Source organism: Bacillus sp. LL01, assembly GCF_001037965.1.
Genome location: NZ_LFEL01000008.1, coordinates 12,337 through 26,824, shown reverse-complemented (window position 1 = coordinate 26,824; position 14,488 = coordinate 12,337). Strand labels below are relative to the sequence as shown.

The 14,488-nt window shown below is 45.4% G+C and carries 11 protein-coding genes; 10 read left to right on the top strand and 1 reads right to left on the bottom strand.

Going from position 1 to position 14,488, the window contains the following annotated elements; translation table 11 throughout:
• The first annotated feature begins 5 nt into the window (after nt 1-5).
• From AB685_RS19200 to AB685_RS19160, 8 genes are all read left to right on the top strand, one after another.
• Nucleotides 6-632 (top strand): nitrite reductase, encoded by a 627-nt coding sequence (locus AB685_RS19200; protein WP_047972221.1) that lies wholly within the window; start codon nt 6-8, stop codon nt 630-632.
• Nucleotides 633-1,227: 595 nt separating this feature from the next.
• Complete coding sequence (locus tag AB685_RS19190; RefSeq protein WP_047972219.1) at nt 1,228-3,408, top strand: beta-propeller domain-containing protein; 2,181 nt, start codon at nt 1,228-1,230, stop codon at nt 3,406-3,408.
• A 493-nt stretch (nt 3,409-3,901) separates the two neighbouring features.
• Nucleotides 3,902-4,972 carry a D-alanine--D-alanine ligase gene (locus tag AB685_RS19185; protein ID WP_047972218.1) on the top strand — a complete coding sequence of 357 codons (1,071 nt, stop codon included), beginning with the start codon at nt 3,902-3,904 and terminating at the stop codon, nt 4,970-4,972.
• Nucleotides 4,973-5,255: 283 nt separating this feature from the next.
• Nucleotides 5,256-6,614 carry a UDP-N-acetylmuramoyl-tripeptide--D-alanyl-D-alanine ligase gene (gene murF / locus AB685_RS19180; protein WP_047972217.1) on the top strand — a complete coding sequence of 453 codons (1,359 nt, stop codon included), beginning with the start codon at nt 5,256-5,258 and terminating at the stop codon, nt 6,612-6,614.
• Between the two features lie 290 nt (nt 6,615-6,904).
• On the top strand, nt 6,905-8,401 hold the full coding sequence (locus tag AB685_RS19175; RefSeq protein WP_128755906.1) for a DEAD/DEAH box helicase: 1,497 nt from the start codon (nt 6,905-6,907) through the stop codon (nt 8,399-8,401).
• A 553-nt stretch (nt 8,402-8,954) separates the two neighbouring features.
• Nucleotides 8,955-9,926, top strand: a complete 972-nt coding sequence (uvsE, locus tag AB685_RS19170; protein WP_047972216.1) for a UV DNA damage repair endonuclease UvsE — start codon at nt 8,955-8,957, stop codon at nt 9,924-9,926.
• An 85-nt stretch (nt 9,927-10,011) separates the two neighbouring features.
• Nucleotides 10,012-10,491 (top strand): PH domain-containing protein, encoded by a 480-nt coding sequence (locus tag AB685_RS19165; protein ID WP_047972215.1) that lies wholly within the window; start codon nt 10,012-10,014, stop codon nt 10,489-10,491.
• Nucleotides 10,481-11,968, top strand: coding sequence for a PH domain-containing protein (locus AB685_RS19160; RefSeq protein WP_047972214.1), 1,488 nt, complete (start codon nt 10,481-10,483; stop codon nt 11,966-11,968). The genes AB685_RS19165 and AB685_RS19160 overlap by 11 nt, the downstream gene beginning before the upstream one ends.
• 22 nt (nt 11,969-11,990) lie before the next feature.
• Here the strand turns inward: AB685_RS19160 and AB685_RS19155 are convergent, their stop codons facing one another.
• Nucleotides 11,991-12,704, bottom strand: coding sequence for a rhomboid family intramembrane serine protease (locus AB685_RS19155; RefSeq protein WP_047972213.1), 714 nt, complete (start codon nt 12,702-12,704; stop codon nt 11,991-11,993).
• Between the two features lie 104 nt (nt 12,705-12,808).
• Between AB685_RS19155 and acpS the strand changes: the two genes are divergently transcribed.
• On the top strand, nt 12,809-13,174 hold the full coding sequence (acpS, locus tag AB685_RS19150; protein WP_047972212.1) for a holo-ACP synthase: 366 nt from the start codon (nt 12,809-12,811) through the stop codon (nt 13,172-13,174).
• A gap of 171 nt (nt 13,175-13,345) precedes the next feature.
• A complete protein-coding gene (locus tag AB685_RS19145) occupies nt 13,346-14,368 on the top strand; it encodes an outer membrane lipoprotein carrier protein LolA (RefSeq protein ID WP_047972211.1) in 1,023 nt (340 codons plus the stop codon).
• Nucleotides 14,369-14,488 lie beyond the last annotated feature (120 nt).

Sequence of the window (14,488 nt, the reverse complement as noted above, 5' to 3'; positions counted from 1 at the left end):
TTCGTATGGGAGAAAAAACGGTGAAACTAGCGGTGAATGGCGGCATTGATTTTGGTGCCAAGCTGAATGGCAAGCAGCTATTGATGCTTGCCCGCTATATGGGAGAAGAACAGGAACTTGAAGTCACCACCTTTCAGCAATTGTATGTAGATGTTCAAGAGAACAGGTTGGAGGAGGCGAAGACGGATTTTGCGAGCGTTGGTCTTCGTTGCTATCCCGTCGGCAATTTTGTCAAAAGCCTTCGCACCTGCAATTTCTGTAAAGGGGAGCTTGAGGAAGGTATGCCCGTAGCGAAAGAGATCAATCGACGTATCGCCGGGAGAGCGGTCCCTTTTACGTTAAAGCCAGCCTACACAGGTTGTCCGGTTGGATGTGGAGAGCCCTTGGTCAACGATATTGGAGTCATCAAGCAGCATGGTGAACTTTTCGACTTATATGTCGGCGGAAAAGCGAAGGGGCTGGATGCCAGGACGGGTGAGCTGTTTGCGAACGGTCTTGCGGAAGAGGCGCTTTATGAAATGATTGATAGACTGATAGGTATCTATGCGGCAGAAGGCAAGAAGCGCGAGCAGTTTGCTAAGTTTGTTGGGCGTTATGGATTGGTAGAGTTGAGGGAGCAAGTAATGAAATAGGGGTATATTAGACGGAGAGCTCGGGGGAGCCAGCAGATTGTGGGATCGCTAGCTTCTCGGGTTCTTTTTTATGGGGAATTTTAGGTTTTTGGGGGAAGTGATGCTGGCCAGTGCCTTAAGTATTTGGTGATGCTGTGGCTCAATTGAAGTCTTTTTGCGTGAGGATTTGGAGTCCAAGCAGTCAAATGTCCGAAGATTTTGCATTCTTGTCCGAAGTTTGCCCAAACTTGTCCGAAGATTTCCCGTTCTTGTCCGAACATCGGCTATAAATGTCCGAACGAAATTTTAGCGTGTCCGAACAGATGAAAAAGTTGTCCGAACCGAGACTGTGATTGTCCGAACATCCCCTCTAGTCGCGCTATAAATGTCCGAACCAAAGGAAAAGTTGTCCGAACGCTTTTTTTACTCCTGAAATCAGCTGTTTTTGCAGTATCTTTTCTTGTTTTCTTCAAAATATCATTAACACATTCTCGAAATATCCTCCAAAAGCTATCCAAGTCCATAAACCCCCTAGTTCCATCCTCCCAAACAATTCTCCTCCCAATGTAACTTTTTTACAACACCCTCGTCTAAACGTATAAAAGGGGGCAATTTTATGAAAAAAAGGGCGATTATTTTTTCCTTCCTCATAGTGGGTCTGGCCATCATATTTGCAATAATCTATCAAACAAAGGAACCATTTGCGGTGAATGGTACAGGCAATTCGATCTCTACAAAAGATACACAGACCGTACTTTCTAATAAAACGTGGATGCTGACTTTCACCAAAGAGTTCAAGAAAGATACCATCCAACAAGGGGAGTCCATTTATGTGACAGACAAAAATGGGGATAGAGTCGAAGCTAAGTTGGAGTTATCAGATGATTATGTGACGGTATCTCCTCCAAACGGTGGATATGACCCAAGAAAAGGGCCATATGAGCTTCACATTAGTGGAGACATTGAATCAGTGGATGGGAAGAAGCTTGGGGAGCAAAAAAAGATAAAGTTTACGGCAATGGCGGCACTGCCTACTGTATCCTCTAAAAAAGAACTAAATGAACTGTTCACCGCTCAACTCGAACAGATGGAAACAGAACAGAAAAGCAGCCGGTCTTTTTTCGAATTCTCAAAAGAGGAATCGACCACCAGCTCTGATGACAGTGACGGAGGGGCAAGTGCAGATATGGCAGGTAGCGAAGGTGAGTCAAGTGGAGGCGGACATTCCGATACGAACGTCCAGGTCCAAGGGGTGGATGAAGCGGATATCGTCAAAACCGATGGTAGCTTTATCTACCAGGCTACCGATCAGAAACTTAAGATTACAAAGGCTGAGCCTGTCAAGAATCTAACCGTCGTTTCCGAGCTTCGCTATAAAGATTTTTACCCAAATCAACTCTTCCTGGATGGAGACCAGCTGGTGGTGATTGGGAACCATTGGAATGAAAAAATGATGTATGGTAGCAAACAGAGCAGTGCAGGCGACATGATCCTGCCAATGCATGAGGCGACAAGGGCGATTATCTATGATATTTCCGACCGCTCCAACCCTGTTGTCCAAAAGACGATCACGATCGAAGGGAATTATGTATCAAGCAGGAAGATAGATAACCATGTTTACCTGATCACCAACAAGTATGCCGAGTTTTGGATTCTTAGGGAGCATCCAGAAGCAGACTTGCGTCCACGATCAGCTCAAGTGAATGGGGATGAGGAAGAGGAACTTGAAGCTGTTCCATACGATGAAATCAGCTATTTTCCTGATTCTAACGAAAATAATTTCATGACAATTGCCTCTCTCGATTTGAATCAGCCTGAAGAGGATGCAGCAATTACAACCTATGTAGGAAGCGGAAACCAGATCTACATGTCCAAGGAAAATCTATATGTAGCAGTTCCTAACTACAGTTATGGACCGCATTGGACCCACAATGAAAGTACGGAGCTATACAAATTTGCAGTAGCTGGCACATCAGTGGAATTCCATGCCAATGGTTCTATTCCGGGCTATCTATTGAACCAGTTTTCCATGGATGAATACAATGGCCACTTCCGCGTGGCAGCAACCAAAGGGCAAGCATGGGATGAACACTCACCGTCCAGTAATCACCTTTTCATCTTGGACGGGGGCATGAATGTAGTCAGCAGTGTGGAAGATTTGGCGAGGGGAGAGCGCATCTACTCTGTCCGGTTCATGCAGGATAAAGCGTATGTGGTCACCTTTAAAGAGGTCGATCCACTGTTCGTCTTCGATCTGAGCAACCCGAATGAGCCAAAGGTGCTTGGAGAACTCAAAATCCCAGGCTTCAGCAACTACCTGCATCCGTATGACGAGAACCATCTGATAGGTTTCGGTTATGACACGAAGCTAGAAAAAGATCAATGGGGAACAAGGGTGACGACAAATGGCGTGAAAATTTCCCTGTTTGATGTAAGTGATCCGACAAACCCGTTGGAGAAGCATACGGAAATAATCGGCGGGCAATCCACTCATTCACCACTAAACCACGATCATAAGGCACTTCTTTTTAACAAAGAGAAGGATATATTCGCTTTTCCGATCACCATGTACAATGAAAACCAGAAAGATGGTAGCTATCGACTTGCTTTTGAAGGTGCCATGATCTATGGTATCGATACGGAAAAAGGCTTCACAATGCACACGAAAATTTCGCATCAACCTGAGAACACCTTATATGAGGACTGGGAGAACATGGTTCAGCGGATCCTTTATATCGATAAGCATCTTTATACCGTTACACCAAAGGAGATTAAAGCAACAAAAATCACATGGTAAGAGAGACGGGAGCGGAACACCCGCTCTCTTTTTTTCGTGGTTATCTGGGGAATATTGACGGCAAACATCGGCATTTTATTTCCTAGGAAAGAACTTTGTCGAAAATAATCTAGGCATTAAGGTTTGCCTTTAACACGTCGGTGGAATGACATTCATATATTATGGAAAAGATTTTACCTTTTCAACCTACTTAAAGGGAGGAATCAGTTTCGAATTCTTGTATGTAGGTGCTATAATGAAATAATTGATACAAACAAAAATATTAAAACCCATGGCTATTAGTTGGCCCTATGTTGATTGTAGTGCAAGGTGTGAGACTCCGGCGGGAGGTAGCGGTTGACTTGAGACCCCACAGACGAAGTCAAGGAGGCTCAAGCACCGCCCCGCGGAAAGCGAACACCTGGAACGAAAATCAACATAAGTTTAACAGAAACCCAAACGAATTTAGGGGTGTCATAACATAAACAGATCATCTCTTGAGGGGGAGCACAAAATGAAAACGAAATTGCATTTACTATACGGTGGAAAATCTGCCGAGCATCAGGTTTCCTTACAAACAGCTTTGGCTGTAACCAAGGCATTAGACACAGATAAATTTGAAGTATATCCGTTATACATAACGGAATCAGGTGAGTGGAAACGTGGAGTACTGTTGAACGGACCGGCTGAGAGCGTACACCAGTTGAAACTAGAAGAAGGCGGAACGACCATTGCGCCTCTTGCATTGACTTCTTCTGAAGAGACCGAAGAAGCTCCAACAGTTGTTTTCCCATTGCTTCATGGTCCGAACGGGGAAGATGGAACGGTTCAAGGGATGCTTGAACTTCTGAATCTTCCTTATGTAGGAAACGGTGTATTGGCATCGTCTGCTGGAATGGATAAAGTTATCATGAAAAACCTTTTCGACCAGGCAGGACTGCCACAAGTAGGATATGCACATTTCCTTCGCTCTGAGTGGGAAAAAGCAGCGGATGCAACGTATGAAAAAGTGGAGTCTGAGCTTGGATACCCATGCTTTGTTAAACCTGCAAACCTTGGTTCTAGTGTCGGAATCAGCAAAGCAAAAAACCGCGAAGAACTTGAAGCGGCATTCCGTGAAGCGTTCGAATATGACCGTAAAATCATTGTGGAACAAGGCTTGGAAGGTGCCCGTGAAATCGAGATCGGCGTGCTTGGCAATGATGAGCCGGAATGCTCCGTGGTTGGAGAGATTGCTCCTAAAACAGAGTTTTATGATTACAAAGCTAAGTATGAAGATGGCGATACTGCTATGATTATTCCTGCTGAGATCAGTGAAGAAATCTATGAGCAGGTAAAAGAAATGGCTATCACTGCTTTTAAAGCAATTGATGGAGCAGGCCTTGTGCGAGCGGATTTCTTTTTAACAAAAGAGGGTAAACTATATATCAATGAAGTAAACACGATGCCAGGTTTCACTCCGTTCAGCATGTTCCCGTTATTATGGCAGCATACTGATGTATCCTATCCAAAATTGATTGAAAAGCTGGTTGGATATGCACAAGAGCGTCACGAAGAAAAACAGAAAATCAAGCATACTTTTTAACATTCATTTTATTGTGAACCCCCTGTAGATTTGAGTGTAAGGTGTGAGACTCCGGCGGGAGGTAGCGGTAGACTTGAGCCCCCCCAGGCTTGCCGAGGACGCTCAAGCACCGCCCCGCGGAAAGCGAACACCTGAAACGGAAATCTCCAGGGAGTTAAACAAACCACACTATATGCAGGGACGATTTACAAGCAGGGGGTTGGGTCATCACGGGCGAAACAGCATTACACGTGATATCAGCCTTTTCTCTGTGTAAAGATGAACAGGAGGGTGGAAAGTCCATATGATAAAAAGAAGCTTAAAAGAAATTCAGGAGATGGCAAAAGGAGAGGAAATCTCCTCTGAATATAATGCCATCGTAGTGGAGGGGGTTTCTAGAGACACGCGTGAGGATATGAGCGGGAAACTGTACATACCGATTATCGGGGAAAATTTTAACGGCCACGCATTTGTCCGTGATGCCATTGAGAAAAAAGGGGCAGTTGCTTCCTTCTGGCAAAAAGACCAGCCCGAACCACCGGCAGACCTGAACCTTATATTTGTCGAAGACACGATTGAGGCTTTGCAGTACCTTGCAAGCAGCTACCGGAACGAAATCGGCATGAAGGTTGTGGGGATTACCGGTAGTAACGGCAAAACAACAACCAAGGATATGGTCACATCTGTGTTGGAAACGACCTTCCGTGTACACAAGACGGCAGGCAACTACAACAACCATATTGGTTTGCCACTCACCATCCTTTCTATGAAAGAGGATACGGAAGTGGCAGTGCTGGAAATGGGAATGAGCGGTCGTGGTGAGATAGAGTTACTCTCTAGAATCGCCAAGCCTGACGCAGCCATTATCACTAACATCGGGGAATCCCATATGCAGGACCTTGGATCAAGAGAAGGTATTGCCGAAGCCAAGCTCGAGATAGCTGCTGGCCTGAAGCCGGATGGGAAGTTGATCATTAACGGAGACGAGCCACTATTGACAAGTAAGGTGGTCCCAGAAAACGCTATTCTTTTCGGGCTCAATGATAATAACACCTACAAAGCAAAGGACATTTCGCTTAAGGGGAGAGGCACTCATTTTATAATAGAAGAAACAGAGTATTTCATCCCGGTACTTGGTGCCCACAACGTGACCAATGCCCTTGCCGCAATCATAGTCGGAGAGCTGTTTGGGGTAACGGAAGTGAACCGGAAAAAAGGATTGGAGAACTTGACCATAACCGGCATGAGAAACGAAGTGGTTGAAACCTCCGGCGGTTGGACAGTGATCAACGATGCCTACAACGCAAGCCCGACTTCCATGCGAGCGGCACTGGATCTTCTGGGAAGCCTGACCGGCTACGGTAAAAAGATCGCCGTGCTAGGTGACATGCTCGAACTTGGTGACATGGAAAGAGCATTCCACCATGAAATAGGACGATATGTCCAAGGGGGAAATGTGGACTATGTCTTTACATTCGGTGAGCTTGGAATGGAGATTGCCAAAGGGGCACAGGAAGTCCTGGAGCCTTCTCGCGTCAAACCATTCATGAACAAACAGGAACTGATCAATGAGTTGTTGCCTCTATTAGAGTCCGATGATGTTGTGATAGTTAAAGGTTCAAGAGGTATGAAGTTGGAAGAAGTTATTGAGGGGATTAAGTAATTTCCTTTTTCCCAGGAATACAAACCCTCACAAAAGAGAAAATTAGTAGTAAGCGTGTTGTATTAGCTCCGGTTGGCACGGAGAGAAAAAAATATTACCGATTTTTCGGCGGGGGAGTGCGGATGAAAGCGCAATCTCCTATAAGTTGACATTAACCTTTATTGCTATTTAGTAACCAAAGTGTTATGATAACAGGTAATGTGTTTAATATGTCTACTTATAAAGGTTAGGCAAGCGCCAAGACGCGTGCCTAATTTATTAATTTGTATAGATAAAGGAGTAGGAATAATTTGGCGTTATTTAAAGAATTAGGTTTATCAGAAGATATCATGAAGTCGATTGACAAAATGGGGTTTGAAGAAGCTACCCCTATCCAAACAGAAACGATTCCTGTGGCATTAACAGGGAAAGACGTAATCGGCCAGGCTCAGACTGGTACAGGTAAAACGATTGCATTCGGTCTTCCTTTACTTGAAAATGTTGATGTGAAAAACGATTCCATCCAAGGTATCGTTATCGCTCCAACTCGTGAGCTAGCAATCCAGGTTGCTGAAGAGATTTACAAAGCTTCTTACCATAAACGTGCTCGTGTTCTTTCCGTATTCGGTGGTCAAGACATTAGCAGACAGATTCGTTCATTGAAAAAGAACCCTCACATCGTAGTTGGTACTCCAGGTCGTCTACTTGACCATATCAACCGTAAGACTCTTCGTCTTCAAAATGTGAACACGGTGGTCCTTGATGAAGCGGATGAAATGCTGAACATGGGATTCATCGAGGATATCGAAAAAATCCTTGCTGAAACACCAGAAAAGAAACAAACATTACTTTTCTCTGCTACAATGCCTGCACCGATCCGTGCAATCGCTGAACGCTTCATGAGTGAGCCAGTAAGTGTAAAGGTGAAAACGAAAGAAGTAACTGTTTCCAACATCCAACAATTCTACGTGGAAGTTCCGGAAAAGAAGAAGTTCGACACTTTGACTCGTCTTCTTGACATCCAGTCTCCTGAGCTTGCTATCATCTTCGGTCGTACAAAGCGCCGTGTAGATGAGCTGTCCGATGCATTGAATGTGCGCGGATATTCTGCAGAAGGAATTCACGGTGACCTTTCACAAGCGAAGCGTATGAGTGTACTGCGTAAGTTTAAAGAAGGTGCCATTGAAGTACTTGTTGCAACAGACGTAGCAGCACGTGGACTTGACATCTCTGGTGTAACACACGTATATAATTTCGACATTCCACAAGATCCTGAAAGCTATGTTCACCGTATTGGACGTACAGGTCGTGCTGGTAAGAGCGGATTGGCGATTACATTCGTAAGTCCTCGTGAAGTTAGCTACCTGCACCATGTAGAACGCGTAACTAAACGTAAAATGGATAAAATGAAGGCACCAACTCTAGACGAAGCTCTAGAAGGCCAACAAAAAATGTCCATGGAAAAATTAACACAAGCGGTTGAAGCGCAAAACCTTGGTTTCTACCGTAATGCAGCTGAACAATTACTAGAAGAGCACGATGCAATAACACTTGTATCCGCAGCTCTGAAGTTGTTCACAAAAGAGCCGGACGAAACTCCAATTCGTCTTACAGATGAAGCGCCTATGCACTCAAGAAGAGGCGGCGGCGGCGGCAGCAACCGTGGCGGCGGCGACCGTAACCGTAGTCAAGGCGGCGGTAAAGGTAACTGGAACAAACGTTCCGACAGCCGTGGCGGATCTGGTTCAAGAGACTCAAACGCTAAACGCCAAGGCTACAAACGTTCTTCTCGTAAAGAGCGCGTATAATTAATTATTAAATGCTCGAAAACTAACCGGTAATTGCGGTTGGTTTTCGGGCTTTTTTTGAAAGATGAGAAAGTATATAATTCTGTTGATTTTCGTTCCAGGCGCTTCGCTTTCCTGCGGGCGGTCCGTAAGCCTCCTCACTCCGTTGCGGGGTCTTACCTGTCCCTTCCTCCCGCGGGAGTCTGCGCGCCTTCCACTACAATCAACAAGGTGGTTTCATTCCCCGCTAGAAGAACGAAAATCATTTCTACTAAAAAGTGACTGAAGTAGCCATTACCCAAACTTACTTAAGAATTATAGCTGTGGATTGGAGCAAATGGCGGAGACTCCTACGGGGGAGTAGCGACAATCTTGAGACCCCGCAACGAAGTGAGGAGGCTCAAGGTCGCCCCGTGGAAAGCGTAGCCATTTGCGGAAAGGAACAGCGGAGGTTAACTCAATATTAAGCATTAAAGGAGCGGGCTGGTTTTGCCCGGTTTTTGTTTGTGGGACTCATCAAACTTGGGCATACTACTCCCGAATCACCATCATCAAAAAGGAGTGACCAAACGCCATGACCCTTGTTAAATTAGGCTATGTCGCAATGAGCATGCAACTCACCAACGCATCCCCGTCCAAAACCATGACCTATGCTCAGTTCAGCAAACTGAAGGACCGCCAAGCGGCAATTGAAAAACTCGAACGCATCTCCAATGAGAATTTGGAGAACTGCCTGCGCCTCCTTAAGCATAATGTCGCCAACGATATCAGATTCTTCCGATTCAGCTCTAGGCTCATTCCGCTCGCAAACCATGAAGAGTTGAAAGAGTGGAAATTCATGCGGCCACTCAAACCAACACTGGGCAAAATTGCTGACTATTTAGAGGAGAACCCGATGCGTGTGGACTTCCATCCGGATCACTTTGTGCTGCTCAATTCCAAGAACAAAGATATCATCAACCAGACCATCAAGACCCTCAGCATGCACCGATCTCTTTTAAAAGGAATGAGGGTTCCGACTGAACATAGATGCGTGCTCCATATTGGTGGGGGATATGATGACAGGGAGCTGGCGCTTGAACAGTTTATTCATAATTGGGCGCTGGTCCCCCAAGCGCTTCAAGAAATGCTCATATTAGAAAATGACGATACGACCTTCCACCTGCGCGATGCCTTGTACGTTTGTGAAAAACTTAATGTCCCGCTTGTGTTCGACTACCATCACCACCTTGCCCATTTTGAAAAGGAAGCTGAGGGTTGGGAGCGGGACTGGGAACGAGTGGTGCAGACTTGGGAATACTCTCCGCTACCTGTGAAAATGCACATATCCAGCCCGAGAGATGAAAAAAACTTTCGTGCCCATGCGGACTACGTGGATCCAAAGATGTTCATGGAATTCCTCCACGGTATTAAAGGAAGCACTCCCGAGATCCATTGCATGATTGAAGCGAAGAAAAAGGATGAAGCGCTTTTTCAGCTCATGGAAGACCTGAAAGGTTATACTGAAATAGAAATAGTGGACGGTGCTTCCTTTAATATCAAATAAAATTTTCCAACTATATCTTTACGTAGTATACTAGGGACTGCGGCAGCGAGAATAAGTTGCTATCAAGTGATTTGGAGGGAACAAAATGAGGCCGGAGCCTAAACAGATGATAGACAGAAAAGCATTGTCGGTGTGGAGGATATCCGCTGCGCTGAATGCAATCTTCTACTTACTGCTTGTAGGAGGATTTTGGTTTATACAAAGCACATTTAACTTGCCGTGGTGGACTCTACTGATTGCGGGAGGACTTTTTGTCATTATCTTCATTTTTACCGTGTTTATATTCCCGACCATGCAGTGGAAGCGGTGGCGATTTGAAGTGCATGAGCATGAAATTGACTTGCAACACGGCATTTTTATAAAAAGAAGAACTCTAGTACCGATGGTCCGCGTTCAACATGTGGACACAAGACAAGGGCCGATCCTGAAAAGGCATCACCTTTCCACAGTCCTCATTTCCACAGCAGCCACCATCCACGAAATTCCCGCTCTGGACGAAGAGCAGGCAGACCAGGTTCGTGATTACATATCTAGGCTTGCAAGGGTGACAGAAGATGATGTCTGAGAAAAGAAGAATGCATCCTGCTTCCATTGTCGCAGCTTTTTTCAAACAACTGCGCGAGCTTCTGTTTCCGATCATTCTTTTTGTATTCTTCGGAAGTACAGGTGAGGGATTCTTCGGAATGATCTATGTAGGGGTCATGGCCATCTGGTTTGGCGGATTGATTGTTGTGGGGATCATTTCGTGGTACCGCTTCTATTACTGGATTGAGGACGGCGAGTTACGGATGGAATACGGGGTTATCGTGAAACAACGCCGTTTCATTCCACAAGAAAGAATTCAAACATTGGACACGTCAGAAGGAATCATCCAGCGGATCTTCGGCTTGGTGAAAGTGCAGGTCGAAACGGCAGGAGGCGGAACGGAAGCGGAAGCAAGTCTGACAGCCGTAACCAAGGAAGAGGCCTCCCGACTAAGAGAAGCGCTGTTATATAAAAAACATCAAGAAACTCCTGGGGAAGAAAGGGAGAGGTCTGTTGAGAATGAAACATATGAAGAGGTGCTGGCCGATGCACCACCTAAACCGACCTTCACCGTTTCCTGGAAAACTCTTTTCATTGTAGGGACAACCTCCGGGGGAATAGGTGTCGTCTTATCAGCGGTCATCGCGTTCACCTCCCAGTTTGACCAGATCGTTCCATATGAGGATATTATTGACCGGTTCGGAATGGTTCTGCAGACGAGTGTGTTTCTGATTGCTTCAATCGTTTTCCTGGTTTTATTTCTTTCATGGCTCATATCCATTATCATGACCATGTTCAAGTACGGGAACTTCACAGTTGTCAAAAATAAAGATGAGCTCCTTATATCAAGAGGAATTATCGAAAAAAGACAATTGACAATTTCGCTCGAGAGAATTCAGGCGATTCGTATAACACAAAACATCTTGAGGCAGCCTTTCGGATTTGCCACCGTTTATGTAGAAAGCGCCGGCAGTTCCGGTGGAAAGGAAGCGGACTTCTCGACGATCCTTTTTCCATTGGTGAACGTGTCTGAGATGGAGGGACTCCTAAGAGAATTTGTGCCCTCATATCAGCTATCAAAAAATGTGCATCCTTTACCGAAACGGTCATTAATCCGCTATTTGATCCGGTTGGTAGTGCCGGCAATCATAGTCTCTGCACCGATTGCCTACTTCTTTCAGCCGTATGGATATTTTGCATTTCTTTCAGTTGGAGTGGCTGCTCTTTTAGGATACAGTCAATTCAAAACGGCTGGCTGGTCCCTTGGCGGGAAGCAGTTGCAACTGTCCTACCGTCACCTCAGCAAAAATATCGTAATGATCCGGAAGAAGCGAATACAATCGTTCGAGTTAAGAGAGTCCTTTTTTCAAGGAAGAAGAAAGCTGTTCACTGCCAAAGCTTCGATTAAAACCGGACTTGGAGGGAAGAACTTTCAGGTAGTGGATGTGGAACAGAACGATGGGGAACAGATTTACGAGTGGTATTCTTATGAAAAAAAGCAAGGGCATGTCATGTAAACGACTCCCTTGCTTTTGTTATTCATATAAACCGCGACAAGATTCCGACAAGCACCAAGGCAATCAACACAATCCATACGATGCTCTGTTTACCGGACCTAGGAGCGCCGGGTCTCCCCACTTTAGGGAAAATGGCACGCAAGGAACGCGGACTTGTGTTCGGCCCTCTTCCTAAGAAGAAAGGTGCCATGACCGTACCTGCGAAGAATCCGAATAGGTGGGCAATGACATTGATGTTAGAGTTCATGAAGGTCATCACAAGCCCTATCACCAATATCGTCAGGATAACCTGGGAATTCGCCCTATCCAATAGGTCTGGACGCAAGAACACCATATAAAAATAAAGACCGAAAATCGCAAAAATGGCACCGGACGCCCCTAAATGCATATAGAGGTCTGGCTTTAACATTAGAGTCGCGACGTTGGCGAGAATCCCGCCTAGTACATAGAACACGATGAATTTCACCTTGCCTAGCATCCGCTCCACACCTGGACCGAACAGTACAAGCGACAGGGAATTGAACAAAAAGTGTGTCAGGCTGGCGTGAAGGAAGATCGGCGTGACAAGCCGCCATATTTCGCCTTGCCAAATAAGTAGATTAAAACCAATAGTTAAATTGCGAAACGTTGGTGAAAACTGTACGACCAGCCATAAAATGAGATGGATGGCTACAATTGTGGTAATAATAGGATATAATCTTGTAAATGTACGAAAATTTTCCGTTCGGACGAACATTCGCTTCACCTCTCTAATTGTAAGATTACCATTTTACCACTCAAAAGTCTTTTTAGGAGAATCAGAAAATATATCATTAATATATGTGAAAGGTTGGTCAAAGTATGATTATTGGAACAGGAATAGATATCGTCGAGCTTGCACGGATTGAAAAGCTGATGAACCGCCAGTCGAACTTTGTGGACCGCATCCTCACACCGGCTGAGCAAGAGAGATTCTCTTCACTTAGTGATAAACGGAAGGTGGAATTCCTCGCAGGGCGTTTTGCCGCAAAAGAAGCCTACTCCAAAGCGAAAGGAACTGGTATCGGAAAAGAGCTCAGCTTTCAGGACATGACGATAGCGGCGACGGAAATAGGAAAGCCATATTTTGCAGAGCCCCAGCACCCGGAGAAGTCGGTGCACCTATCCATATCCCACAGTGATCAATATGCCATCGCGCAAGTAATTATCGAAAGCTTGTCAAGCTAGTCTGCATATTCCCCAAAACTTGCTCATATACATAGTTCAGAAAGGAGACAAGGTGTACAAGTAAGAGGTGCAGCCAGCCTGAAATACGTAAAGAAGCGGCGGGTCTGTAATCTCTGCACTCTCACTTTTCTCTAAGATAATCATGTAATTAAGGCAAAGGGGATGAATAATTTGAGAAAAGCATGGCTATTGTTAGTGGTTGGCCTTGTGAGTATCCTTGTTCTCGCAGGGTGCGGTACGAAATCGAAAGAGGATGTAACAGCTTCTCTTGGTGCGAAAGTGGAAGAGATGAAGGGCTATGAGTCCAATGCAAAAATGACACTTCAAACAGGCGCCGAGCCACAGGTATATGAAGTGCAGATTGGGCACAACAAACCGAACTATTACAGAGTCAACTTGAAGAATGCGGAAAAGGATCAAAGTCAGATCATCATCCGCAATGATGAGGGCGTATTCGTCTTAACGCCAGCATTAAACAAGAGTTTCCGCTTCCACAGCGAATGGCCGCAGAATAGCAGCCAGGCCTATCTGTTCGAGTCGCTCGTAAATGACATCAAAAATGATCCTGATGCAACCTTCACTGCAACGGAAGAACACTATGTATTCGAAACCAAAACAAACTATCAGAATAATAAACTGCTGCCAACCCAGGAGATCACGCTTAGCAAGAAAGATCTTTCTCCAGTTTCCGTAAAGGTGATGGACCCGGACAAGAAGCCATTGGTGTTGGTGGAATTCTCCGACTTTAAATTTGATGCAAGCTTCGATGCCGACGCATTCGATGTGAAGAAGAATATGACTGGGGCTCGTGCAAGCCTGGAAATGCCTGCCTCTGGACCTGTCACGGAAGAGTCGGATGAGTTTTCTGTCATGACGCCGCTCGATACTCCTGCCGGTTCTGTACTTAAAGAAGAAACGGTCGTGGAAACAGCCAATGGCAAACGCGTCGTCATTACGTACGAAGGCGATAAAACCTTCACCCTTATCCAGGAAAAAGCCCGCAACGCAGATGTCCCGACATCCCAACTAGTCAACGGTCACCCTGCCGATCTTGGTTTCACAGTAGGAGCCATGACCGACAACAGCCTGACCTGGACCTATCAAGGAGTGGACTTCACCCTAGTATCCAAAGACCTCTCCCAAGAAGAACTATTCATGATTGCCCGCTCCGTCCAAGGCGCAGCCATCAAATAAACCAGACCCAAATGAGCAGGCCTGTTGAAACAGGCCTGTATTTTTGTTTTTTTGGGCTTTTTTTTGGTTTTTTGAATTTTTTTCGTTAAGGGGTCAGACCCCTGCAGGAATTTTGCCCTC